The sequence below is a fragment of the Pseudomonas frederiksbergensis genome, assembly GCF_000802155.2.
GTDB classification, from domain to species: Bacteria; Pseudomonadota; Gammaproteobacteria; order Pseudomonadales; family Pseudomonadaceae; genus Aquipseudomonas; species Aquipseudomonas frederiksbergensis_A.
The window spans coordinates 105,337-129,161 of sequence record NZ_JQGJ02000002.1; the positions used below are offsets into that span (position 1 = coordinate 105,337).

The 23,825-nt window shown below is 63.5% G+C and carries 21 protein-coding genes; 15 read left to right on the plus strand and 6 right to left on the minus strand.

All coding sequences use genetic code 11. The features are described from left to right. The first annotated feature begins 262 nt into the window (after positions 1-262). From JZ00_RS03585 to JZ00_RS03605, 5 genes are all read left to right on the plus strand, one after another. The gene (locus JZ00_RS03585; protein ID WP_039588399.1) at positions 263-2,785 is read left to right on the plus strand and encodes a TonB-dependent receptor; all 2,523 of its coding nucleotides are present in this window, start codon (positions 263-265) and stop codon (positions 2,783-2,785) included. Between the two features lie 103 nt (positions 2,786-2,888). Beyond that, positions 2,889-4,754, plus strand: coding sequence for a phytase (locus JZ00_RS03590; RefSeq protein WP_046509206.1), 1,866 nt, complete (start codon positions 2,889-2,891; stop codon positions 4,752-4,754). A gap of 64 nt (positions 4,755-4,818) precedes the next feature. Continuing rightward, positions 4,819-5,526 (plus strand): protein TolQ, encoded by a 708-nt coding sequence (tolQ, locus tag JZ00_RS03595; protein ID WP_039588403.1) that lies wholly within the window; start codon positions 4,819-4,821, stop codon positions 5,524-5,526. Positions 5,527-5,539: 13 nt separating this feature from the next. Beyond that, complete coding sequence (tolR, locus tag JZ00_RS03600) at positions 5,540-5,986, plus strand: protein TolR (RefSeq protein WP_039588404.1); 447 nt, start codon at positions 5,540-5,542, stop codon at positions 5,984-5,986. Further along, positions 5,983-6,792 (plus strand): energy transducer TonB, encoded by an 810-nt coding sequence (locus JZ00_RS03605; RefSeq protein ID WP_039588405.1) that lies wholly within the window; start codon positions 5,983-5,985, stop codon positions 6,790-6,792. Before tolR ends, JZ00_RS03605 begins: the two co-directional genes overlap by 4 nt. Here JZ00_RS03605 and JZ00_RS03610 read toward each other — a convergent pair. From JZ00_RS03610 to JZ00_RS03625, 4 genes are read right to left on the minus strand one after another with little or no spacing between them, the layout of a single operon-like run. Beyond that, positions 6,785-7,261, minus strand: coding sequence for a response regulator (locus JZ00_RS03610; RefSeq protein WP_039588406.1), 477 nt, complete (start codon positions 7,259-7,261; stop codon positions 6,785-6,787). The genes JZ00_RS03605 and JZ00_RS03610 overlap by 8 nt on opposite strands. Continuing rightward, positions 7,258-9,570 (minus strand): ATP-binding protein, encoded by a 2,313-nt coding sequence (locus JZ00_RS03615; protein WP_039588407.1) that lies wholly within the window; start codon positions 9,568-9,570, stop codon positions 7,258-7,260. Before JZ00_RS03615 ends, JZ00_RS03610 begins: the two co-directional genes overlap by 4 nt. Next, positions 9,567-10,235: a response regulator gene (locus JZ00_RS03620; protein ID WP_039588408.1), complete on the minus strand. Its 669-nt coding sequence runs from the start codon at positions 10,233-10,235 to the stop codon at positions 9,567-9,569. Before JZ00_RS03620 ends, JZ00_RS03615 begins: the two co-directional genes overlap by 4 nt. Continuing rightward, positions 10,232-11,416 (minus strand): sensor histidine kinase, encoded by a 1,185-nt coding sequence (locus tag JZ00_RS03625; protein ID WP_039588409.1) that lies wholly within the window; start codon positions 11,414-11,416, stop codon positions 10,232-10,234. Before JZ00_RS03625 ends, JZ00_RS03620 begins: the two co-directional genes overlap by 4 nt. A gap of 175 nt (positions 11,417-11,591) precedes the next feature. On the opposite strand from JZ00_RS03625, the gene JZ00_RS03630 reads away from it, so the two are divergent. The 10 genes from JZ00_RS03630 (at position 11,592) to JZ00_RS03675 (ending at position 21,524) form a co-directional block, all read left to right on the plus strand. Then, entirely contained in the window at positions 11,592-12,113 is a 522-nt protein-coding gene (locus tag JZ00_RS03630) for an SgcJ/EcaC family oxidoreductase (protein ID WP_039588410.1), read from the plus strand. 138 nt (positions 12,114-12,251) lie between these two features. Further along, positions 12,252-12,761 (plus strand): sigma-70 family RNA polymerase sigma factor, encoded by a 510-nt coding sequence (locus JZ00_RS03635; protein WP_039588412.1) that lies wholly within the window; start codon positions 12,252-12,254, stop codon positions 12,759-12,761. After that, positions 12,758-13,705, plus strand: coding sequence for a FecR domain-containing protein (locus JZ00_RS03640; RefSeq protein ID WP_039588413.1), 948 nt, complete (start codon positions 12,758-12,760; stop codon positions 13,703-13,705). The genes JZ00_RS03635 and JZ00_RS03640 overlap by 4 nt, the downstream gene beginning before the upstream one ends. Positions 13,706-13,772: 67 nt before the next feature. Beyond that, positions 13,773-16,211 (plus strand): TonB-dependent receptor, encoded by a 2,439-nt coding sequence (locus JZ00_RS03645; RefSeq protein ID WP_039588414.1) that lies wholly within the window; start codon positions 13,773-13,775, stop codon positions 16,209-16,211. 172 nt (positions 16,212-16,383) lie between these two features. Further along, positions 16,384-16,644, plus strand: a complete 261-nt coding sequence (locus tag JZ00_RS03650; protein WP_039588415.1) for a DUF2790 domain-containing protein — start codon at positions 16,384-16,386, stop codon at positions 16,642-16,644. Positions 16,645-16,731: 87 nt separating this feature from the next. Next, on the plus strand, positions 16,732-17,742 hold the full coding sequence (locus JZ00_RS03655; RefSeq protein WP_412177659.1) for an oxidoreductase: 1,011 nt from the start codon (positions 16,732-16,734) through the stop codon (positions 17,740-17,742). A 69-nt stretch (positions 17,743-17,811) separates the two neighbouring features. Continuing rightward, positions 17,812-19,134 (plus strand): NTP/NDP exchange transporter, encoded by a 1,323-nt coding sequence (locus JZ00_RS03660; RefSeq protein ID WP_039588417.1) that lies wholly within the window; start codon positions 17,812-17,814, stop codon positions 19,132-19,134. A 119-nt stretch (positions 19,135-19,253) separates the two neighbouring features. Beyond that, positions 19,254-19,946, plus strand: coding sequence for a type 1 glutamine amidotransferase domain-containing protein (locus JZ00_RS03665; RefSeq protein ID WP_039588418.1), 693 nt, complete (start codon positions 19,254-19,256; stop codon positions 19,944-19,946). A gap of 55 nt (positions 19,947-20,001) precedes the next feature. After that, positions 20,002-20,433 carry a DUF1810 domain-containing protein gene (locus tag JZ00_RS03670; protein ID WP_039588419.1) on the plus strand — a complete coding sequence of 144 codons (432 nt, stop codon included), beginning with the start codon at positions 20,002-20,004 and terminating at the stop codon, positions 20,431-20,433. An 83-nt stretch (positions 20,434-20,516) separates the two neighbouring features. Beyond that, positions 20,517-21,524, plus strand: a complete 1,008-nt coding sequence (locus JZ00_RS03675) for a hypothetical protein (protein WP_039588420.1) — start codon at positions 20,517-20,519, stop codon at positions 21,522-21,524. Positions 21,525-21,603: 79 nt separating this feature from the next. Here JZ00_RS03675 and JZ00_RS03680 read toward each other — a convergent pair whose 3' ends face one another. Together JZ00_RS03680 and JZ00_RS03685 are read right to left on the minus strand one after the other, a co-directional pair. Further along, positions 21,604-22,854, minus strand: a complete 1,251-nt coding sequence (locus tag JZ00_RS03680) for a TIGR02270 family protein (protein WP_039588421.1) — start codon at positions 22,852-22,854, stop codon at positions 21,604-21,606. A gap of 30 nt (positions 22,855-22,884) precedes the next feature. After that, entirely contained in the window at positions 22,885-23,811 is a 927-nt protein-coding gene (locus tag JZ00_RS03685; protein WP_039588422.1) for a hypothetical protein, read from the minus strand. Positions 23,812-23,825: the final 14 nt, after the last annotated feature.

Below are 23,825 nucleotides of genomic sequence, written 5' to 3' on the forward strand. Positions count from 1 at the left end.
AGATGGTCTGCCAGGACCGTGGTGCTTGGTTTCGGGGGCGCTGCGCACCCCAGCGGGAGCAAGCTCCCTCGCCACGGAGTTTCCGAGCGCGGTTCCAGTAGGTCACTTCAGCTCATTCAGGCTCGCCAGCCCCCCTTAAACAGCTGATTGCAGCCCCTCCAGCCAAGCCCTGTCACAGAACCGTCATTCCCCACCCCTAGCGTGCCCTCCCAGTTGCCGGGCCGTTGCCTGGCGGATTTTCTGATTCCTGGGGAGGACCACCATGCAGCACCGTACCAGCACCGCCGGGCTCGTCGGTTTTACGCTCACTGCCTTGGCCATGGCCGTGGCCAGCGAGCGCTTGAGCGCTGCCGAGCCATCGGCCACCGAGCACGTCGAGGTAGTCGGCCAGGCCGCCAGTATCGACCAGGCCCTCAAGGAGCAACGCAGCGCCGACAGCATCAAGAGTGTGGTGCACGCCGACGGCGTGGCACAGCTGCCGGATGAGAACGTCGCCGAAGCGGTCCAGCGCCTGCCGGGCATCAGCGTCGAACGCGACCAGGGCGAAGGCCGCTTCGTCAGCGTGCGCGGGCTGGGGCCGGACCTCAACAGCGTGACCATCAACAGCACGCTGGTGCCCGCCCCGGAAAGCGAGCGCCGCGCGGTCGCCCTCGACGTGTTGCCCTCGGAACTGGTGCAGTCGCTGTCAGTGATCAAGACCCTGACGCCGGACATGGACGCCAACTCATTGGGCGGTACGGTGGACGTCAAGAGCCTCTCGGCTTTTGATCATGAGGGACTGTTCTACACCGGCAGCAGCGAAGCCAGCTATGACAAGAACACTGCCCAGACCAGCCCGAGATTTTCCGGCGCCATCAGTGATCGTTTCAGCCTGGGCGACGGCATCGACAACTTCGGCGTCGCCGCCGCGCTGAGCTGGCAGAAGCGTGACTTCGGTTCGGACAACGTCGAAACCGGCGGCGCCTGGGACTTCGAGCAAGGCTCACGACTCGAAGAACTCGAACAGCGCGACTACGACATCCGTCGCGAGCGTGCTGGCGGCGGGCTGAATTTCGACTACAAGCCTGATGACTTCAGTAGCTATTACCTGCGCACGCTGTACAGCCGCTACAAGGACAGCGAAACCCGCAACGCCGCCAGTATTGCCTTCGACGACCCACAGGCGCCGGGCGAGATCGGCCCTGCCGAGGGTGAGCGCAAGCTCAAGCAGCGCGAAGAGACCCAGCAAATCCAATCCTATGTGCTGGGCGGCGAGCGCTTGTTCGGTCTCTGGACGCTGAGTGGCCAGGCGGGCTACAGCGAGTCCAGCGAGGACAGTCCCGGCCACATCGCCGGCGCCACGTTCCAGGGCATCGATGGCATTGACGGTGGTTTCTACGACAGTGGCAAGCCGCGGCCGATCGTTGGCCCAGGCTTCTACGATCCGGCCAACTTCAGCCTCGACAAGGTGGACTGGGAACGGCAGAAAACCACCGACACCGAGAAGAACCTGCGCCTGGACCTGGCCCGTGACTATGACGTGAAAGGCTACGCATCCCAGGTGAAATTCGGTGGCAAGGTCAGCCGGCGCGACAAGGACAACGATCTCGACGCCTGGGTGTACGAGGATTTCGATGACCTGGGGTTCACCGACGAGCAACTCAGTCTTGGCCAGTTCCAGAAGGGCAACGTCGACTACCGCCTGGGCCGGTTCGGCCCTGGGATCAGTGCCAGTGCCATCAAGCAATTGCTGGGAGGCCTCGATCGCGACGAGTTTTTCGACGAGCAGGAGTCGCGGGTCAACGACTTCAAGATGAGCGAAGACATCAACGCCGCGTACCTGATGAATACCGTCGACATCGACGATTGGCGCTTCATTGCCGGCATGCGCTACGAAGGCACCGAGTTCGAGGCCAAGGGCACCGGCGCCACCGACGGTGTCTTCACCGACACCGATACCCGACGCCAATACCACCATTGGCTACCCGGCCTGCACGCACGTTATCAGTTGGACAAGAACACCCAGGTGCGCGCGGCCTGGACCAAGTCCGTGGTGCGACCAACCTTCGGCCAACTGGCTCCGGGTTTTGTCATCGACGATGACGAGGCCACCTTCGGCAACCCGGACCTCAAGCCCCTGGAATCGAGCAATCTGGACCTGGGCATCGAACACTTCATGGGCCGCGCCGGCACCGTCTCGGCTTTCGTGTTCTACAAGGACATACAGAACTTCGTCTATAACACCGACCTGGCCGGCACCGGCGCCTGGACCGATTTCGCCGAAGCCCACAGTTTCGCCAACGGCGACAGTGCCAAGCTCTATGGCCTGGAACTGGCTTACTCGCAAAAATTCGATTGGCTGCCGGCGCCGTGGAACGGCCTGCTGCTGGGTGGCAACGCGACGTTCAGTCGATCCGATGCGCAAATCGAAGGGTTCGACCAGGCCAGTGGCACCCAGCGCAAGCGCAGCATTGACCTGCCAAACCAGTCGGATACGGTCGGCAACCTCATGTTGGGTTGGGAAAACGACAAGCTCAGCCTGCGCCTGTCGGCCAACTACAAATCGGCCTACCTGTACGAATTGGCCTCCATCAGCGACCGCGACCATGACCTGTATGTCGACGCCCAGACTTTCGTCGACTTCAGTGCCCGCTATTCGCTGACCAAGAACCTGCAAGTCAGCCTGGAAGCCCAGAACCTCACTGACGAGCCGTACTTCGTCTACACCGGCCACCGTTCCTACAACGGCCAATTCGAGGAATACGGCCCGACCTACAAGCTGGGGCTGACGTTTACCCATTTCTGAATAGACCCCGATTCCCCGTGGCAAGCACTTCGATTCTGGTTCCATGACAAGGATTTTTCCGTTGAACACAAAGCTGTCTTTACCCAAGCATTACGTGTTGGCAATGATCGCCTGCCTGCTGGCCAGCCATGCACAGGCCGCTCCGAGCCTGAAGCTGCAACCCTGGACACAGGACCTGTCAGCGAACGCCGTGGCGTTCCTGCCCGGCGAGGCGGCCGGGCGGTTGTTGGCCGGGCGTGATGGGTTGCTGCTGCTCGATGACCAAGGGCGCGAACTGGCGCGTTTCAACGGCGCATTCGATGGCCTGGATACCCGCGCCCTGGGCGCAAATGCGCTGGTGACCAGCCTCGACAGCAGTCGTCAGCAAGCGTTGCTGGTCAGCCTCGATCCGCAGAAGCGCCAGTGGGGCACACCGCTGTATCTGCCGACGCGGGATTTTCCGGTGAACGGCCTGTGCCTGTACCGGGACGAGGCGAGCAATCTGTTCGTCTTCCTGGTCGGTGAAGAAGGCCGGGGCGAGCAATGGCTGGTAGGCCATGGCGAGCAACTCAGCGAGACCGCGCAGCGGGTGCGTGGCCTGCCGCTGCCGCCGGATGCCACGACGTGCCAGGTACAGGACGACGCCAACCAATTGTTCGTCAATGAAGAGCGGGTGGGTTGGTGGGCGTATCCGGCCTCGTCCGAGGCCGAGTCCGTGCGAGTGCCGGCGGCGATGCGGGCACCGTTCGGTGACATCCGCCACTTGGCCGGCGCCATGGCTGTGCTGCCGGGGGGCTTGCTCGGGCTGGACCCGCAAGCGGGGCAGTTGAATGTGTACCAGCAGCAAGGCCAGGCATGGGTTGCCAAGGGCGGCCTGCCGCTAACGGGGCTGAAGGAGCCGGAAAGCCTCGCCGTGCGCCTGACAAAAAACGGCGCTCAACTGCTGCTGCGTGACGATGAAAACGGCCGTCTCTACCAAGGCGACATCAATTGGCAGCCCACGCCGGTGCCGTTGGCGCCGAGGTTGCCCAATGTCGCCGCCATCGCCCAGAGCGAGCCGGTGGCCCGCCAAGGTGATGCGGCGGATGACCCGGCCATCTGGGTCCACCCGACCACGCCCGCCATGAGTCGGGTATTGGGCACCAACAAGAAGCAAGGCCTGCTGGCTTACGACCTGCAAGGCAAGTTGCTGCAAGAGCTGCCGGTGGGACGCCTCAACAATGTCGATGTGCGCAGCGGCCTCAAGCTGGGTTCGCAAACCATCGACCTGGCCGTGGCCAGCAACCGTGACCGCAACAGCCTGAGCCTGTTCAGCATCGATCGCGCCAGCGGTGAGTTGCGCGAAGCCGGCGAGATCGCGACGCCGCTCAAGGAAATCTACGGGATCTGCCTGTTCCAGCCCGACAGCGGCGAGTTGTATGCCTTCGCCAATGGCAAGGATGGGCAATTCCTGCAGTACCGCTTGCACGCTGCGGACGGCTCGATCAACGGCGAGTTGGTGCGTCAGTTCAGCGTCGACAGCCAACCCGAAGGCTGCGTGGCCGACGATCAGCGCCAACGCTTGTTTCTCGGTGAGGAAGACGTCGGCGTCTGGACCGTCGATGCCCGTGCCGACCAACCGGCCACCCTGGGCAGCGTGATCAAGGTCGGTGCGCAACTGCACGCCGATGTCGAGGGCATCGCCTTGTATCAAAGCGCCGGCCACGACTACCTGGTGATCTCCAGCCAGGGCAACGACAGCTATGTGGTGCTCGATGCCCAGCCACCCTATGCCGTGCGCGGAGCGTTCAGGGTCGGGCTGAACGCGGCGGCGAACATCGACGGGGCTTCGGAAACCGACGGCCTGGAGGTGGTTTCGGCCAACCTCGGGGGACCTTGGAGCCAAGGCATGCTGGTAGTCCAGGACGGGCGCAAGCGCATGCCCGAGCAAGCCCAGAATTTCAAGTTCGTGCCGTGGACCGACGTGGCGAAAGCGCTAGGCCTGCCTTGAAGGGCGCCGTCATCAACCGGTCACGAACATTTCATGCAATAGCAGTCCAACAGGAGTTCAACCCATGCAAGCCACACTGGAACACATGACGATCTGGGGCTTGATCAGCGACGCGAGCCTGCTGGTCAAGGCGGTCATGCTCACGCTGTTATTGGCCTCGTTGCTGAGCTGGTACCTGATCATCCAGCGCAGCACCGTGCTGCAGCGCAGCGAGCGCCAATTCAACGGTTTTCTCCAGCGCTTTCGCAGTAGCGCTGATCTGCTGCCGCTGTACCGCGAAACCGCCCAGGCGCGCGCGGAGGACGGCGGCGTGCTGCCGGTTTTCCATGCCGGTTACCAGGCGTTCATCCAACTGAACCTGCCTTCGGGCAGCCCTGCGGTGGTGCTCGAAGGCGTCGAACGCTCGCTTTACGTGGCCATCAGCGAACAAGAAATCCAGCTGGAAAAGGGCCTGCAGTTTCTGGCCACTGTCGGCTCGGTCAGCCCTTACATCGGCCTGTTCGGCACCGTATGGGGAATCATGAACGCCTTCCTGGGCTTGTCCCAGGTGCAACAGGCCAGTCTTTCCACCGTGGCGCCGGGTATCGCCGAAGCGTTGATCGCCACGGCTATCGGCCTGTTTGCCGCGATCCCGGCGGTGGTTGCCTATAACCGCCTGGCTGCGCGCGGGCAGACGCTGCTGACCCGCTACTACGCCTTTGGCAACGAATTGCAGGCCCGCTTGCATCGCAAGTTGCACGGTGCCTCGGTGAACCTGGCGACGGCCGCTTGAAGGGAGAGGGCAGATGTTAGTCAAGCCGCAACGCAAGCACGGGCCCAAGGCCGAAATGAATGTGGTCCCCTACATCGACGTCATGCTGGTGTTGTTGGTGATCTTCATGGTCACCGCGCCGATGCTGACCCAAGGCGTGAAAATCGAGCTGCCCAAGGTCGCCAGCGAAGCCTTGGCCAACGATGGCCGGCAGCGGATCCTGACGTTGTCGGTGAAAGCCGAAGGCGGCTACTACTGGAACCTCGGCGGCGAACTGGACACTCAGCACCAGACCGACAGCGCGGTGGACCTGGAGCAGTTGCGCGTGAAGGTGGCGCAGGTCGTCGCCGAGCGCAGCGATACCCAGGTCTACATCCGGGCTGATGGCCATGCCGATTACGCCCGGGTCGTTGCCGCCATGGCGGCCTTGCAGCAGGGCGGGGTGAGCAACCTGGGCCTGGTGACCGAGGCTGAACGATGACGGCGATGATCATGCACGGTTCGTCCATGGGATGGCCGGTGCCGGGCCGCGAGGGCTTCTGGAGAAATGGCTTGGCGGCGGGCGGTGCCGTGGCGTTGCACGCCGCCGTCGTCGTACTGCTGGTGGCCGGTTGGACGGTGGAGAAACCGTCGGTGGAGGCGCCTCGGGTCCTGCGTACGCAACTGGTTATCCTGCCACCGGCCCCGGCTCCCCAGGCGCCCGCGCCCGTGGCGGCTGTCACACCGCAACCGGTCGAAGCGCCTGCGCCGCAGGTCGAGGCTACCCGCCCCAAACCGGTCGAGGCAACGCCTGATCCGCAGCTTCAAGCAAGGAAGCTGGAGCAGGCTGCCTTGGCTCGCAAACGGGTCGAGGAGCGCAAGCGCGAACAACAGGCCGATGAGCAACGGCAGCGCCAGGAAAGTGAACGTCGTCGGCACGAAGCGGAGCAGCAGGCTGCGGAACAACAGCGCCAGGCCCAACAGGCCGAGGCGCTCGCCCGGCAACGCCGTGCCGAACAGGCGCGCCTGGCCGCCGACAGCCGCAGCTATCTGCCCCTGAGCAAAGAGGCACCGGACTATCCGCAACGGGCGTTGGACAAAGGGCTGGAAGGTGATTGCACTGTGGAGTACAGCGTGACGCCGGATGGACGGATCGAGAACCCGAAGGTGCTCGATGGCTGCCACCCCTTATTCATCCGACCGTCCCTGGCGGCCGCCCAGACATTCCGCTACCAGCCGCGGATCGTCGACGGCAGGGCGGTCACGGTGCCGGCGGTGAGGAATACCTTTCACTACCGAATCAAATAGTCTGGCGGACATCGGCGGTGGGCCGGTGCTGGCGCAACAGCTCGATCTGTTTGGCGGGAATCAAGGTGCGCAACGATTTATAAAGCGCCCGGGTCTCCAGCAGGTTCCAGACGCGCAACATGGTTTCCAGCGCATCGAGGGGCTTGCTGATGAAGTCCCTCGCGCCCAATGCCAGGGCCCGCAGGCGGGTGTCGCGGGTGGCGTCGGCGGTCAAGACCAGGATCGGCAGGTAGTCATTGGCCGGGATCCGCCGGTTGAGTTGCTCCAGCACCGCGAAGCCGTCGAACACAGGCATGTGCAGGTCCAGGATGACCAGGTCCGGCTCGAAACTGTTGAACAGGTCCAGGGTGCGCAGCGGTTCGGTGCTGCTCAGTACATTGTGCAACCCTTCGCGGGCCAGCAGTTGTTCCATCAGGTCGAGGTTGGGGCGCTGATCGTCAATGATCAGGATGCGCAAATCGCGATTCATGCGGACTCCGGTAAATAACGTTCCAAGTGGCCAAGGAAGGCCTGGATATGAATGGGTTTGGTCAGGATCGCGGTGGCGCCTGCGTCGCGCAGGGCGCGGTGGGCCAGGTCGCTGGCATCGGCGGTGATCATCAGCACTGGCGTCGACGCCGTGGCTGGGGATTGGCGCAGGCGGCGAAGAACTTCCAGGCCTTCCAGGTCAGGCAAGGTCACGTCCAGCAAGATCAACTGTGGCGTGTGCTGGCGAGCCAGGTCCAGGCCCATCTGGCCTTGCATGCTCGACAACAGCTGGATGCCCGGACGGCGTTGCATCAGGGTTTCGATCAGGGCCAGGCTCGACAGGTTGTCTTCGATGCACAGCACCTTGGCGTCGAACTCGGTGCGCGGACGCGCCACTTCCAGTGCAACCATCGGCGGCAGATGAGACCCGGACACGTGGGCGCAGGGCAGTTGCAGGGTGAAGCAGCAACCTTGTCCCGGATCACTGCGCACTTGCAGGTGGCCTTGCATCATCTCCAGCAGGCTCTTGCTCAGGGAAAGTCCGAGTCCGGTGCCTTCGACCTGTGGATCGGCGCCAAGGCGTTCGAATGGCTTGAACAGGCGGCCCAACAGCTCGGGGGCGATGCCATGACCGGTGTCGCTGATGGCGATGCTGACGTGGGGGGCTTGGACAATGACCTCGATGCGCACCTCGCCGCCCGGCCGGTTGTATTTGATGGCGTTGGACAGCAGGTTCAACAACACCTGGACCAGGCGTTGGCGGTCGGCAAGCACGCCGCTGCCGTCGGGCAGCAAGGGAAGCTCGGCCAAATGGATACCGGCGTCGGCGGCCATTGGCGATACCAGGGTCAAGGCTTCGTGCAGCACCGCCGGCAGGCCGATCGGTTCGATGTTCAACGGCAGTCGACCCGCTTCGATCCGGGCGATGTCGAGCACCTCGTTGATCAACGCCAGCAAGTGCTGGCCCGCCCGGAGGATGTGACTGACCTGCGGGCGCTGGCCAGCGATGGAATCCATGTCCAGCAGTTGCGCGAAGCCCAGGATGGAGTTCAACGGCGTACGCAGTTCGTGGCTCATGCGTGACAGGAACTCACTCTTGGCGCGACTGGCGCTTTCGGCTTCCTCGCGGGCCGTGCGCAGGGCTATCTCGGCGGCACGCCGGTCGGTAATGTCGCGGGTGATCTTGGAGAAGCCGCGCAGGGCGCCGGTGCCGTCGTATTGGGCGGTGATCACCACGCTGGCCCAGAACCGACTGCCGTCCTTGCGGCATCGCCAGCCTTCTTCCATGTAGTGACCGTCGCGGGTGGCCTCGAGCAGGGCCATGTCCGGGTGCGCCGGGCATTCTTCGGCGAGGTAGAACAGCGAGAAATGCCGGCCAAGCACTTCCTGTTCGGTATAACCCTTGATCCGCTCGGCGCCGACATTCCACGTGATCACATGGCCCTGGGCGTCCAGGGCGAAAATCCCATAGTCCTTCACGCCGTCGATGATCAGTCGCAGGCGTTCTTCGTTATCGCGCAAGGCTCGCTCGCGCTCGGCCAGCAATTGCCCGGCCTCCACCAGGCGCGTGCCCAGTTGGCCGATTTCATCCCGCTCCGGTGGTTGTGGCAGCAGCGGTTGGCCCAACGCCAGGCGCTGGGCGTTGCCTTGTACCTTCTGGACCCTGGCAACGATGCCCTTGGACAGGAACAGCACCGCGACGATGGCGCCAAACAGCCCGCACACCGCCGCCAGCAGGGTCGCGAACAACAGGCGCATGCGCGTGGCCGAGGCGGCGGCGCTGCGCTCGGCGAGCAAGGCGTCTTCGCGGATGCGCATGGCGCTGATCTGTTCGCGCAACACATCCAGCACTTGTTTGTTTTCGATCAGGATGGCGGTAATGGTCGCGGTGTCATCGCCCTTGCCTGTGCGCAGGGCGACCAGCCCCTTGAGTTTTTCGCCGATCAGCGGCGTGATGGTCTTGAGATGCTCGCGCATCCTGGCGTCGCGGATGTTGTGATCCAGGCGTTGCAATGCGGCCTGGATCTTCGGTGTGGCCTGTTCATAGCCAGGCAGGAAATCTTCGCGACGGGTCAACAGATAGCCGCGCACGCTGGCGGCCGCTTCGGCCAGCAAGGTGTGCACCGCCTGGATGTCGCCCTGCACCAGCAGGACACGGCGGACATCTTCCTCGGCGCGGGCGGTCTGGCGCTCAGTGATATAGATCAGCACCAAGGACAGCAACAGGACCACCAATGGCAGGGAGATCACCACCAATGCCTTGCCGCGCAAGGGCAGGTTGGCCCAACGTCGGGCGGCGAGAAACCTCATGGCCATTGTCCGGAAGGTTGCGCGACCAGCCCCAGGGCAACACCGCGCACGGCGGCCTGGGTTCGGTCGGCGGCGCCAAGCTTGCCGATGACCCGTTCCACGTGGGCCTTCGCGGTGCCGGGGGCGATGCCGAGCTTTTCGCCGATCTCACGGTTGCTGAACCCGCTCGCCACCAGACCGAGCACCTGGCGCTCGCGAGTTGTCAGCGCCTGGACCTGCGGCGCACCGCTTGCGCCGCGCTCGGCCATGCGCCGTAAGAGGCGGGCGCTGACCGCGCTGTTGAGGGCTTCTTCGCCCTGGGCGACCCGTTTCAGCGCATCGAGCATCTCGGCACGGCTGGCATCCTTGAGCAAATAACCGACGGCACCTGCCCCAATGGCGGCTTCGAGGTGGTCGGGACTGTCGTCCATGGTGAAGACCATCACCTTGATCTGTGGCTGGCGCTGCTTGAGGATGCGCGCCGCACCAAGGCCGTTGAGCACCGGCATGCGGATATCGAGGATGGCGATGTCGGGCTGCAACCGCTCACACAGATCGAGTGCCTCCTGGCCGTCGCACGCCTGGCCGACCACTTCGAACCCTTCAATGCCGGCGAGCATGGAAATGAAACCGGTACGGGTGACTTCGTGATCGTCGGCCAGCAGTAGGCGCACGGGACGGTTCATGGATGTTCTCCTTGGATTGGCAGCGGCACGCTGGCCAACAAGTGGGTGCCACCACCGGGTTCGCTGCGACAGTCCAGGTGGCCACCGAGCAGGCTTGCGCGTTCCTGCATGGCCGCCAGGCCCAGGTGGCTGGAGCCATGGCTTTCAATGGGTGGCTCGAGGGCAAATCCACGGCCATCGTCCTCGACCCGCAACGTGGCCAGCCCGTCACCCACCGTCAAGCCCAGGCACACGTGCCGGGCCTGGGCATGCTTGAGGATATTGTTGATGCCTTCCTGGGCGATGCGGAACAGGGCAATCTCGGCGTTTGCCGACAGCCGCGCGGTACTGTGCCTGGTCCAGTCCACCACCAGTCCGGCTTCGCGCAGGCGATCGGCTTCCTTGTCGATGGCGCTGTACAAGCCAAAATCATCCAGCACATGGGGGCGAAGGCCGCCAATCAATTGCCGACTCTCGCCGACGCAGCGCTGGGCCAGGTCGAGGATGGCCTGGAGTTCATTGTCCAGTGTCGACGCCATTGGCGAGCAGCGTCCGGCAAACCCTTGCAGGCGCTGGTGCAGCCCCGCGAGGTTCTGCGCCAGGCCATCATGCAGGTCATAGGCCACGCGCTTGCGTTCGTCTTCCTGGGCAGTGAACAGTCGATGGACCAGCTCGGACATCGTCCGCTCCCGTGCTTGCAACGCCTGGAGCAGTCGGCTGTTTTCCATGTGCGCCGCCAGCAGCGTCGCGAGCAATTGCAGTGACTCGATGTCTTCGTTGTCGGGGGCGCCCAAGGGCACGCTGTTGCCCAGCAGCAGGGCGCCGAACACGATGCCGTCCGCACCTCGCAACGGCATGCGCAACACCTGCGCCAGGGCTTTGCCCGGGCAGTCCAACCATTGCGGCTCCGGCGCCGAAGGCTGCGCGAGACTGGCCAGCAGGTCGAGTCCATCGCCGCTGCCGTGGCTGGCAACGGTCTGCAGCGTGGTGTCCGGCGTCCACTCCAGCAACAGGCCATGGTCCATGGCGACGAAGGCGCACGCTCGCTGCACCGCACGCTGGCGCATCTGCGCCAACGGCAGCCGGGTCAGCTCATGGCCGGTACCCAGCAAAAGACCCAGGCGTGCCGCCCGGCTTTGCGACTGGCGATATTGGCTGCGCATCGCCAGGGCGCTGCCTGGGTCATGGGGTGGGCTTTGCAATGGGGGAACTCCAGCGTGGAAGGGCATCGGCCCGTAAGTGATTGGCTTCATTAGACCTTGCGATCGGCACCCAGCCTATCTGCCGAATGGCATAGGCGATCGGCACCGGTTGGCCGATGGCGGGCACCGCGTGGACCGGCAAAGTGGGGCCATTGAAACCCAAAGGAACGCAACGATGAAAATGAAAACCTGTGCCATTGCCGCTTTTTTCCTGCTGGCCGCGCCATTTGTCCAGGCCGTGGAAACCGTGCCGTTCGTATACCGCACCGTCGCCGAGCTACCGCAAAAGCAAACCGACCGGGAAATTGCGGGGCTGTTCGACCGTTGGAACGTGGCACTGCAAACCGGCAGCGCCAGCGCCGTGACCGCCCTCTACGCCCCGGATGCGATATTGCAACCGACTGTTTCCAACAAGGTGCGCAGCACTCCAGAACAGATCCAGGACTACTTTGTGCACTTCCTGGCAGGCAAGCCGGTCGGCGTGATCAACTACCGGGAGATCCGTCACCTGGGCGCCGACGCGGCGATGGACAGTGGCGTCTACACCTTCACGCTGACCCAGGCCGACGGTTCCAAACGCGAGGTGCAGGCGCGCTACACCTTCCTTTACGAGCGACTCGACGGGCAGTGGAAGATCATCAACCATCACTCGTCGGCCATGCCCGAAGTGCCCAAGACCCTGCACGCAAGCCACTGAGACGGACGGCGCCCTTGTGGTCCAGGGCGCTGATTCATCGACCATCTTCTACTGCCTTGTATTAAAGCCTTGGAATAGCCTGCGGATATTAATTAGAATCAGTCTCATTAGCGACATTCTTGCCCAGGGCTTCTTCACATGCTTGATGCAGCAAAGCCGGCGGAGCACGCCCTCCATGCGTTATACCGCGACCACGGCGGTTGGCTGGAAGGTTGGCTGAGGCGTCGCATGGGCAACGCCTGGGATGCCGCCGACCTGCGCCAGGATACGTTTCTACGGGTGTTGTCCAGCGCCCAACCGCTGGCTGATCTGCAAGAACCGCGCGCTTATCTGCTGACGGTAGGGAAGCGGCTGTTGAGCAATTTCTATACCCGCCGCAACCTGGAACAAGCCTATCTCGACGCATTGGCGAACCTGCCTGAAGCCTGTGTACCGTCTCCCGAGCAACGCTGGTTGCTGCTGGAAACCCTCCACGCCTTGGATGAGTTGCTCGATGGCCTGCCGCCGCTGGTGCGCAGGGCATTCTTGTGGAGTCAGCTCGAAGGGCTGGGCTACCGGGAGATCGCCGAGCGCTTGCAGGTGGCCGAGCGCACCGTCAAGCGCTACATGGCCCAGGCTTATGAGCATTGCCTGTTGGTGGACTTTTGACTCGCCAGGCGCTGACGCCCGAGGCCCGCGAAGTGGCCCGGGCAGCGGCCCGGTGGCTGGCGATGATCGAGTCCGGCGAGGAGGGGGTCGACCACGCTGCGCTGCAACGCTGGCGTGACAGCCACGCCGAGCACGAAGCCGCGTGGCAGAAAGCCCAGCTGTTACGCGAGCGATTTGCCGGGGTGCCGCCTTCATTGGGCATGGCCACGCTCGATCGTCCGGCACTGTCCCGTCGCGCCGTGCTCAAGCGCGCGTTGGGCGTCGCCGCCCTCGTGCCCACGGCCTGGCTGCTCGGGCGTGAATTGCCGCTGGACGTCTGGCGCGCCGACCTGCACACCGCCACCGGCGAGCAACGCCGCTGGACGTTGGCCGATGGCAGCACCCTGCAATTGAACACCGATAGCGCCGTGGACCTGGATCTCAAGGCCCGCCGCTTGGTGCTGGTGCGCGGTGAGATATCCCTCAAGGCCGCTGGTACCGTGCCTTTGACAGTGCAAGGCCCGTACGGCGTCATCACGATCAATCGAGGCGAAGCGTGCATCCGCCTGGATGAACGCACCTGCCATGCTTCGGTGCTCAGCGGCGAGCTGCAGCTAACACCGTTGCGCGGTCCGTTGGTGACCTTGGAAGCCGGGCAGCAAATCGATCTGCACGCCACGGGCGCGGGGCCGGTCAGCGGCTTCGACGTCGCGCAATTGGGCTGGCGTGACGGCGTGCTCGTGGCACAGAACCAACGCCTGGGGGACTTCCTGCGTGAGCTGGACCGTTATCGCCCGGGCGTGTTGCGCTGGGACCCGGCACTGGAATCGCTTCGCGTCACCGGTAGCTTCCGCCTGGACAATACCGATCGCATCCTTGCGCTGCTCTCGGCCAGCCTGCCCTTGGAGGTGCAGATGCGTACTCGCTATTGGGTCACGTTGACGCCACGCAAAAATATCGCCTGAAGCCTGTCCCTTTTTTTGTCTCGCTTGTCATTCCTGGCAACTGAACAAAAAACGAGAGCGTTCTCCAATGTCCGCAGTCACACCGTTGCACCTACGCCCGGCCATCGCCGGTCGGCGTCCGCTGTTGCGCCACCCTTTGTTGAAGCTGGGCTTGCTGCTGAGCCTGAGCGCCAGTGCGTTGTTGGTAACGCCCAGCCAGGCAGAAGAAAGCGCCCGGCGCAGCTATCAAGTGCCCGCCGGCAGCCTGGGGTCGGCACTGACCCGCTTCGCTGGACAGGCGGGGGTCAATCTGTCGGTGGACCCGGCCCTGGTCAGCGGTCGCGACAGCGCCGGCCTCTCCGGTGAGTACGGTGTGCAGGACGGCTTTGCGCGGTTGCTGCAAGGGTCCGGCCTGCAATTGCAAGCCGTCGGGGAGCAGGCGTACATCCTGGTCCCGGCACCCGAAGGCAGCAGCCTGCAATTGGCCCCTACCTCGATCCTCGGCACCACCGGTTCGGCGGGTGGGGAACCCTATGCGGGTGGCCAGGTCGCCCGGCGTGGTTCCCAGGGGTTGCTCGGTTCGCGGGACTTCATGGACACCCAGTTCAGCATGACGACCTACACCGGCGAGACGGTAAAGAACCTGCAGGCACGGACCTTGGGCGACTTGATCGCCAGCGACCCTTCGGTGCGCGCCACCAACCCGGCGGGCGGTCGCTATGAACAATTCACCATCCGAGGGTTGAGCCTGTTCAACAGCGACGTTGCCTATAACGGCCTCTACGGCCTCTTGCCGACCTACACGATCGATATGGAAATGGCCGATCGCGTCGACATCCTCAAGGGGCCGACCCAGCTCATCAACGGGATTTCGCCGCGTGGCAGCGTCGGCGGGGGGATCAACGTGGTGCCCAAGCGCGCCACCGACCAGCCGATCACCTCCATCACGGGCAGCTACGCCTCCGACAGCCAACCCGGCGCTGCCGTGGATGTGGGCCGCCGTTTCGGCGAAGACAACCAGTTCGGTGTCCGTTTCAACGGGGTGAAACAGTCCGGCGACACGGATTGGGATCATCAAAGCGTGGACCGCGAGATGGCGGTGCTGGGCCTGGACTTTCGTGGCGAGCGCCTGCGCCTTTCCACCGACATCGGCCACACCGAGCGTGATACCGATGCGCCCCAGGAGCGCGTCCAGGTGGCGGCCGCGGCGCCGATTCCCCACGCCAGCGACGTGCGTCGCAACTACGCGCAGCATTGGAGCAAGGCGCGTACCGAGGACACCTTCGGCGCGGTGAACGCCGAGTACGATGTCAACGATTCCGTGATGCTTTATGGCGGGGCGGGAGCCCGCAAGAGTCATCACGATTTCCTGCGGCACAACGTTTCGGTCAGCAACGCCGCGGGCGACTTCACCGTGTCGCCCCGGGACTTCACGCGTGATGAAGATGTCCGCACCGCCAACGCCGGCGTACGCAACTGGTTCCATACCGGGCCGGTGAGCCACGAGGTCAACCTGGCCGCCAGTTATTTCTACATGGATTTCGAAAACGGCGGCGCCCGATACGCCAACGGCCGCAGCAACCTGTACGACGCGGTGCAGACACCCACGCCGAACGTGCCCACGCGCCCGGATCCGAAGGTCTACACGGAGAACCACTTCAGCGGCGTCGCCCTGTCCGACACCCTGGGATTGTTCGATGACCGGTTGCTGTTGACCCTCGGCGCCCGCTGGCAGCGCGTGGAGGTGGACGATTGGTCCGATGGCGTCAAGGGCCCCACGGCCTATGACGAAGAAAAGGTCTCGCCGTCGGGCGGCATCCTGTTCAAGGCGACCGACAGGCTGTCCCTTTATGCCAATTACATGGAGGGCTTGAGCCAGGGCAAGATCGCGCCGACATCTGCCGATAACAGTGACGAAATTTTCCCGCCGTTCATCAGTCGCCAGATCGAAGTCGGCGCCAAGTATGATGCCGGTGCGCTCGCGGTGACCGCCGCGGTGTTCCGGATCAAACAGCCGGCCTATGCCACCGATGCCACGACAAACCTGTTCGGCCCGAACGGCAAACGGGAAAATACCGGTGTGGAATTGAGCGTATTCGGTGAACCGCTCAAAGGCGTGCGCCTGCTCGGGGGCTTGATGTACATCGACAGCGAATTGACCGACACCACCAACCCCGCCTTCGACGGCAACCGGGCGCCGGCCACGCCGGAGTACAACATTAACCTCGGCGCGGAATGGGACGTGCCGACGGTGCAGGGGCTGACGCTGACCAGCCGGGGCATCTATTCCAGCTCCCAGTATCTGGATCCGTCCAATACCAAAAAGATCGATTCGTGGGAGCGCTTCGACGTTGGCGCGCGGTATGCCTTCAAGGTGGATGACAAGAACATCACGTTGCGCGCCAATATCGAGAACGTTGCGGACAAGCGTTATTGGAGCTCGGCGGGGGCTTCGGATGACAGCGAGCCGGGGTTGACCTTGGCGACCCCTCGCACCTACCTGGTTTCGGCCACTGTCGATTTCTGAGCAGGGTTTAAATACGCCCCGGCTTGGTATTCCCCTCACTCCGGCATTGCTCCGCGGGCCCACCGCGCAATGCCGGATTTTGACATGTTCCTGTCAGTCACCGGTCACCTTGACGTCAGCGTCCCCCTCCTAGAGTGCAACCACCATCCCGGTCAGGACAGTGGAGTCCACCATGAACATTCAAACCTTCTCGGTCGCCAGCCTGCTGGCAGTGATCACGTTGAGCGGTTCGCCCCTGTTCGCCAAAGAACAGACCCAAGCCCCTGCCTACGAATACGGCATGCCACTGGACATCGCCCAGGCCATTCGTATCGAGGAACCGAAATCAACCGTATGCGAAGTCGGGCAGGCAACGATGACCTACGTCGACACGCAGGGGGAGATTCGTCACGTCAGCTTCCTCCAGCAGACAGACGCCTGCTCCGTCCAGTAAGCCCGGCCGCGCCGGTTCGCCATCCAACCAAGGAACTCAATCATGTGGAATAAAACAATCACTCCCGCAGGCGGCCTTTTGCACACCATGAGCCAGCTCATGCGGCGAACCCGAACATTGACGGCCGGTATCGCGCTGCTCAGTGCGATGAGTATCGAAGCATCGGGTCGTGTCGCGCCGAAACCCGACTGGTCGACCAACGACATGCCCTCCCAGAAGGGCCGGATTGTCCTGGTGACCGGCGGCACCAGCGGCATGGGCTATGAGGATGCGCTGGCCTTGGCGCGTGCGGGGGCCGAGGTGATCATCGCTGCGCGCAATCCGGAGCGGGGCGCGGAGGCGATCAAGCGTATCCGCGAGGTCGTGCCCGACGCCAAGTTGCAGTTCGAGTCGGTGGACCTGGCCAACCTGTCATCGGTGCGCGGCCTGGCCGAGCGTCTCAACCAGAGGCTGCCGCGCCTGGACGTGCTGATCAATAATGCAGCGATCATGGCGCCGCCCGAGCGGGGCACATCCGCCGATGGCTTCGAGCTTCAGTTGGCAACCAACTACCTCGGACACTTCGCGCTGACCGGCCTGCTGGTTCCGCTGCTACGGCAAAGTGACGATCCCCGCGTGGTGAGCCTTTCCAGCATTGCGGCCACCCGCGGCGCGGTGAATTTCGATGACCTGCAAGCCGAGCAGAAGTACGACCCTTATGCGGCCTACGCGCAGTCGAAACTGGCCGTCCTGCAGTGGTCGTTCGCGCTGCAACGGCGCAGTGACGCGCAGAAATGGGGTATCCGCAGCATCGCCGCGCATCCTGGCGTGGCCGTCACCGAACTGGTCGCCCGCGGGCCCGGGGTCAACAGTGAGTTTGGCCAGCGCTGGGCGAAGGATCGCGAGGCCTACCATTCCGCGGCACAAGGGGCACTGCCCACGCTGTACGCGGCCACCGCCGAGCAGGCCGTTGGCGGTGCGTACTACGGCCCGACCGGAGATGACGAAAAACGCGGTCCGCTGGGGTTCGCCAAAACGCCACCGACCGCGACCAACGAAGCGGATGCCGAACGGCTCTGGGCCACCTCCGAGCGCCTGACCGGCGTTACCTATCGCTGATCCGACCCCCGGCGCGGGCGTTCGTCTCGCGCCTATCCTCTGGCCTGTCGCCGTCTCCCTGGAGTTTCCATGAGTACGATTTCCTACTTGCACCGGCTGAGCCTCGCCCTCAACGCCCGCGACGGTGAGCTGCGTCCGGCGCTGTGCGGGTTCTTGCTGTTCCTTTGCCTGTTTACCGGTTACTTCATGCTCCGTCCGATCCGCGAATCGATGGGCATCGCGGCGGGCGTGGAAAACCTGCAATGGCTGTTCACCGCGACCTTCCTGGTCATGCTGGCGGCTGTTCCGTTGTTCGCCTGGCTCAGTTCCCGGGTCCCGCGGCTGCGCCTGATCGATTGGGTCTATGGCTTCTTCGGCATCAATCTGCTGATGTTCGTCGAGGTCTTCCAATTTTTGCCGGACAGTGTCTGGCTGGCCCGGGTGTTTTACGTCTGGATATCGGTGTACAACCTGTTCGTCGTGTCGGTGGCCTGGAGCTTGATGGCGGACGTGTTCGACAGTGAGCAGGCCAAGCGCTTGTTTGCGTTCATCGCCGCCGGCGCCAGCGTCGGCGGCCTGCTGGGGCCGGCGCTGAGCGCGCTGTTGATCGACACCTTGGGCGCGTCGGGCTTGATGCTGCTGGCGGCTGTGTTGCTCGGCGCCACGCTGGTATTGAAACGGACCTTGATGAGTTGGCGCGGGCAAGGCGGGGCCGGTCGCCCCGGCGCAGCGCCCACGCAAAGCCCCCGGCAGCCCCTGGCCGGCAACCCGTTCAGTGGGATGCTTGCGGTGCTCCGCTCGCCGTACCTGTTGGGGATCGCCGGCTTCGTGGTGTTGTTGGCGACGGTCAGCACCTTCCTCTATTTCGAGCAGGCGCGCCTGGTGGCCGAGCACTATCCGGACCGCGCATCGCAAGTGCGCATCTTCAGCACCATCGACATTATCGTGCAGGCCGGCGCGTTGCTGTCCCAGTTATTCATCACCGGCCGGATCGCACCCAGGCTCGGCGTGCGGGCATTGCTGGCCGTCGTCCCGTTGCTGATGTGCATCGGCTTTTTGGGACTCGCCCTGGCGCCTGGCTTTGCGCTGCTGGCGACGTTGATGATTGTGCGACGGATCGGTGAGTACGCGTTCGTCCGGCCGGGCAGGGAGATGCTGTTCGCGCCGCTGGACGCTGAAAGTAAATACAAGGCCAAGAACTTCATCGACACCGTTGTCTATCGCGCCGGTGACGCCATGAGCGGCTGGGCCAAGAGCCTGCTCGACCAGCTGGGCCAAGGTGCGGGCGTGGCCGCGATAGTCGGGGCGTGCTGCGCGTTGCTCTGGGGTTACCTGGGTTGGCAACTCGGGCGGCAGGCGGATGATGCCGCTTCCAGGGAGCTGCGCTTGGCGGTCATTTCGGCCAGGGCATGAAGCGTATTCGTTTCGTCCCGGCGTTGCGCCAGCGACTTGAACGTCTGCCTCTATGCACCCTCTGACAGTAATGCAGGGCGAATGCACTTCGCCCATTTCCGCTCGGAGGATAGGTTTACATGAACATTCTAATGGTCCTTACATCCCACGATCAGTTGGGCGACACCGGCAAGAAAACCGGTTTCTGGCTGGAGGAATTCGCCGCCCCTTACTACGTATTCGTAGACGCCAACGCCGCAGTGACGCTGGCTTCGCCGAAGGGCGGACAGCCGCCCCTGGACCCCAAGAGCGATGAAGAACAGGCCCAGACCGATGCAACGCGGCGCTTCGCCACAGATACCCAGGCCCAGGCGGCGTTGGCCAACACCGTGCCGCTGGGCGAGGTCGATCCGTACGATTTCGATGCGGTGTTCTACCCAGGCGGTCACGGCCCGCTGTGGGACCTTGCCGAAAACACCGATTCCAAGACCCTCATCGAAGCCTTTTATGCCTCGAACAAACCCATCGCCGCTGTCTGCCACGCGCCCGGCGTGTTCAAGAACGTCAACGCGCCGGACGGCCAACCGGTGGTGAAGGGTAAAAAGGTGACCGGCTTCACCAACACCGAGGAAGAGGCGGTGGGCCTGACGCAGGTGGTGCCGTTTCTGGTCGAGGACATGCTCAAGGCCAAAGGGGGCGAATATTCCAAGGGCGCGGACTGGGGAAGTTATATCGTCGAGGATGGGCACCTGATCACCGGCCAGAATCCTGCTTCATCCGAAGCCGCCGCCAATGCACTGATCAAGCGGCTGCAGCAGGAACAGAGCGCTTGAGTCGGCCTTCGTGGGGGCGACCCATTGGGTCGCTCCCGGTGTAGGAGAATCAATCATGCAAGACCCTTTCAATCTGGCTCGTTTCGTCGAGGCGCAGCGGCCGATATTCAGTCGCGCCATGGACGAACTGCGTGCCGGCCGGAAGAGGAGTCACTGGATGTGGTTCATCTGTCCGCAAATGCAAGGGCTCGGCCATTCCGAAATGGCCCGTCGCTTCGCGATTTCCGGCCTTGCCGAGGCCCGCGCATACCTGCAACACGATGTGCTCGGACCCCGGCTGGAGGAAGCCGTGAAAACGGTCTTGCAACACAGCGGTATGAGCGCCGAGCGGATATTCGGCTCGCCCGATGATTTGAAGTTTCGGTCCTGTCTGACGTTGTTTATCAGCGTCCAGTCGGGATCTGCCCTGTATCAACAGGCGCTCGATCAGTTTTATTCGGGGGAGCCGGATCCTGTAACGCTCGATCTGCTTCGCCGGCAAGTGTGAAACAGCATCAGGTCGGCAAATGAAGCGGCGCCATCATCGGTCCAGGACGCCCTGTATCAATGCGGCAACAAGGAGAACAAACGATGACACTCAATCCTATCCTGTTCATGGGGGGGGCTGGCGCTATCGGCCACCACACCGCCCGGGCGCTACGCGCCGCTTATCCCGACGTACCGCTGCTGATCGGTGGGCGCGATCTTGCGAAGGCCCAACGCACTGCCGAGCAACTGGGCGGGGCGCAGGCCGTGGTGATCGATTCCAGCGCCGAAGACCTGGGCCTCGGCGATCGCGCGGTCAGCGCCGTGGTGGTCTTCTACATGGATCACGCCCTCGCCGGACTGCGTTTTGCGCAGCAGCGCGGAGTGCCGCACCTGAGCATATCCTCCGGCGTTTTCGAAATCGCCCCGGAGATAGCGATGTACATGCACACACCAGGCGCCTCGGCCGTTGTCCTCGGTTACGAGTGGATGGTCGGCGCAACGACGGTGTCGACGTTGAGCATCGCCCGGGAATTTCGCCGGATCGGTGCTATCCGGATCGACGCGCTGGTCGATGAGCAGGACACCGGTGGTCCGACCGTTGCCAGCGATTTCGAACACCTGAACAAGATGCTCCCCGCCGCGCTGACAAGACGCGACGGATTATTTGTCTGGCGCGAAGGGGAAGATTCCAAAACGCGTTTCCAGGCGCTGGATGGCACGGAAATCGAAGCCTCCGGTTTCTCCTCCATCGATGTCGCCGGCCTGGCGGCTGCGACGGGCGCACCGAATGTCCAGTTCAACATTGGCATCGGTGTGAGCTCCAGCCGGCGCCAAGGGCAACCGATGTCCACCGAGATCATCATTGAACTCGCTGGTGAAGACCTGGCCGGCAACCCGCTGCGCACCCGTCATGCCGTCGTCCACCCGGCAGGCACCGCGCCGCTGACCGGCCTCAGCGTCGCCATGAACCTTGAGCGCCTGCTCGGATTAGACGGCCAGCCTGCGATGCCGCCGGGGCTCTATTTTCCTTATCAGCTGTTGGATGCTGAAGCGTATCTTGAGCGTTTGAAAGGAGAGGGTGGCGAGTTGCGCCGGTTGCAGGTGGGGTAAGCGCGTCGTTCAGGGATACGCCTGCTTTTCAGTTTATTCATCGAGACCCAGCACTATTCCAGTGAGTGCTGACCAGGCGTTAACCGAATGGCTTGGACAGCAGCCGCTTTTGCCGCCCAGCCGGTGCACTGGTCGGGAACACCACCTCGCGCGGCCGAAACCGCGCGAGGCCGCAGGCGGCGGCGATGCGTTGGCGCTGCTGGCCATGAACCAGCGCCTGGCGAAAACTGTGTTCGTTCTGCGCCAAGCCCAGGATGTAACGAGTCCCCGCCTGGAAATGTCCGCCATTGGCCTGCCACCAGGCATCGACGGACTGCGGGTTTGGCCAGGGCAGGTTCTCATCGGGGTCCATGAGTACATGCGGGTCTTCGCGGTCATCGTTCGGGCCCCCATCGAAATCCGGCAGCACGTGTAGCTCCAGGTCGAGCAGGGCCAGGTCGGCGCCGGTAATCAAGCTGAAGGCTTCGCCAGCGACCCTGGCGTAGGGCAAATCGCCCATGTGCTGGATCAACCAAGGCACGCTCACCGGATCGCCCAACAACCCAAGGGCCTCGATGCCGATGCGCCGCTGTCCGGGATTTTGTACTAGCTGGCGTATCCAGGCGATGCTGGCCTCGCGCGGCTGCCAGGCGAGCAACACGCAGGTTGCGCGGTATTGAAATTCGCCCGATTGCTCGGCGAATGACCGCAGCGGTTCGAGGGCTTGCTGGTCGCCCATCTGTGCCGCCGCCCAGTTGGCCCAGAAACGGGTGGCGCAATCGTGATGTTGCCGGTGGACTTGGATGAGCGGCAGCAAATCCTGCCGGCGCAGCTCGCCGGCGGTGCGGGCGGCACGTGCCAGCACGCGGGGGTCGGCATCGCAGAGCGCGGTTTGCATGGCGAGGCCGGGATCATGGCGATGCATGCCGCAGGCAGCCAGGCCCAGGCGACGAAACAGTGGCTCGGGCGCGGTGAGCATGCGGTCGATCCAGGGCGATATGCGCGCCCAGTCAAGCCATCCCAAGGCCATCCGATAGCCGCGCTCCGTTTCCACCGCTCCTCGCAAATGTTCACTGAGGCGCGACAGCACTTTCGGATTGGCCGCCTCGAAGGCCAGCACGACGCTGGCGAACATCTCGCCGATGGCATGCGGGCCGAGCTGCCCCAGGAGGGCTTCCAGTCCGGCCGGCCCGGCGACGCGCAGGCCATCGAGGTGCGCTTCGATGCGCGCTTCCAACGCGTCGAGCTCATCGAGGTCGTAATGCGGTGCGCGTAGCGCATAGTCGCGCAGGACTGCAAGGAACCCGGCTTCTTCTACATGCAGGTCAAGGATGACGGGCAGCGTATTCATTGGTCAGTCCGAATGAAGGGTTTAGCCGCGTCAATCAATTTGCAGGCACCGTTTCCAGCTCGAACCATCGAACTCCATGACGTCCTTGGGCCCGATGGACCACATGATCCCGTCGGCCGCACTCAGGTGATAACAGGTGCGCGGAGCGTCATCGCCGAAATCGACAGGCTTGAGCGTGTCGTCCTCCAGCCGGTAGACGAAATGCGTGGACGATACATACAGCTGGCCGGCGAAATGCTCCATGCCCCAAAGGTCCTCCCGGGTGCTGTCGTGCTCGATCACTTCCCACTGATCGTCGCGTCCGCGCAGCAGGGTCCCGAGTTGGCCGCAAGCATAGGCATAACCGTCCTCCGCGCAGCGAACCTTGTACAGCGCCAGGTTGGTTGGGCTGTTCTGCTGAGTAAAGACCGCTCCGTCGTATTTCCAGATTTCGCCTTCCCAGCCGACGGTGTAGATTTCCTGCTCGGTGAAGCCGTCAATGGATTCGAAACTGGTGTCGGTGATGGGTATATCGCCGACCTGGGCGCTCTGGTCGATGCATCGCCATTGGTCTTCGCCGTCGCGCACGTAGGCTTGGCGGCAGGTGCCCACGGCGTAGGCACGACCTTTGGCGATGCCACGGATTTCTCGAAGGGGGCCACGTCTTGTTGGGTCGACACCGCAGCTGGCGATGGAAGCTTCTTCCTTGACAACACCGCCGCCACTGGCCTCAACCGAACCATCGGCGCCCAGCGTCAGCGAGCGCTCGGCAGGTACATGGCAGACCGTTCCGGAGCAGGCAAGCCATGGCACTGTCCCGGCATACCAAACGCCTTGGTAAAACGTATAGAGGATCGAATCAACGTAACCCTCGCTGGTCGCAGCGTCGTGCGTGGCAATCAAATAACCCAGGTCTGAGTGGCGAACGACGCCAGTGGTGAGGCTGAGGCCGCTGAATGCGGGGTTTCTGGGGTCCATTTCGATCTCCTGAT

Bases quoted from the DNA above. Each gene is read 5' to 3' on its own strand.
- JZ00_RS03670 (WP_039588419.1), top strand. From the start codon at position 20,002: ATGCAAGACCCTTTCAATCTGGCTCGTTTCGTCGAGGCGCAGCGGCCG.
- JZ00_RS03605 (WP_039588405.1), top strand. From the start codon at position 5,983: ATGACGGCGATGATCATGCACGGTTCGTCCATGGGATGGCCGGTGCCG.
- JZ00_RS03675 (WP_039588420.1), top strand. From the start codon at position 20,517: ATGACACTCAATCCTATCCTGTTCATGGGGGGGGCTGGCGCTATCGGC.
- JZ00_RS03685 (WP_039588422.1), bottom strand. From the start codon at position 23,811: ATGGACCCCAGAAACCCCGCATTCAGCGGCCTCAGCCTCACCACTGGC.
- JZ00_RS03635 (WP_039588412.1), top strand. From the start codon at position 12,252: ATGCTTGATGCAGCAAAGCCGGCGGAGCACGCCCTCCATGCGTTATAC.
- JZ00_RS03655 (WP_412177659.1), top strand. From the start codon at position 16,732: ATGAGCCAGCTCATGCGGCGAACCCGAACATTGACGGCCGGTATCGCG.
- JZ00_RS03665 (WP_039588418.1), top strand. From the start codon at position 19,254: ATGAACATTCTAATGGTCCTTACATCCCACGATCAGTTGGGCGACACC.
- JZ00_RS03660 (WP_039588417.1), top strand. From the start codon at position 17,812: ATGAGTACGATTTCCTACTTGCACCGGCTGAGCCTCGCCCTCAACGCC.
- JZ00_RS03590 (WP_046509206.1), top strand. From the start codon at position 2,889: ATGATCGCCTGCCTGCTGGCCAGCCATGCACAGGCCGCTCCGAGCCTG.
- JZ00_RS03680 (WP_039588421.1), bottom strand. From the start codon at position 22,854: ATGAATACGCTGCCCGTCATCCTTGACCTGCATGTAGAAGAAGCCGGG.
- JZ00_RS03610 (WP_039588406.1), bottom strand. From the start codon at position 7,261: ATGAATCGCGATTTGCGCATCCTGATCATTGACGATCAGCGCCCCAAC.
- JZ00_RS03620 (WP_039588408.1), bottom strand. From the start codon at position 10,235: ATGAACCGTCCCGTGCGCCTACTGCTGGCCGACGATCACGAAGTCACC.
- tolR (WP_039588404.1), top strand. From the start codon at position 5,540: ATGTTAGTCAAGCCGCAACGCAAGCACGGGCCCAAGGCCGAAATGAAT.
- tolQ (WP_039588403.1), top strand. From the start codon at position 4,819: ATGCAAGCCACACTGGAACACATGACGATCTGGGGCTTGATCAGCGAC.
- JZ00_RS03585 (WP_039588399.1), top strand. From the start codon at position 263: ATGCAGCACCGTACCAGCACCGCCGGGCTCGTCGGTTTTACGCTCACT.
- JZ00_RS03630 (WP_039588410.1), top strand. From the start codon at position 11,592: ATGAAAATGAAAACCTGTGCCATTGCCGCTTTTTTCCTGCTGGCCGCG.
- JZ00_RS03615 (WP_039588407.1), bottom strand. From the start codon at position 9,570: ATGAGGTTTCTCGCCGCCCGACGTTGGGCCAACCTGCCCTTGCGCGGC.
- JZ00_RS03650 (WP_039588415.1), top strand. From the start codon at position 16,384: ATGAACATTCAAACCTTCTCGGTCGCCAGCCTGCTGGCAGTGATCACG.
- JZ00_RS03645 (WP_039588414.1), top strand. From the start codon at position 13,773: ATGTCCGCAGTCACACCGTTGCACCTACGCCCGGCCATCGCCGGTCGG.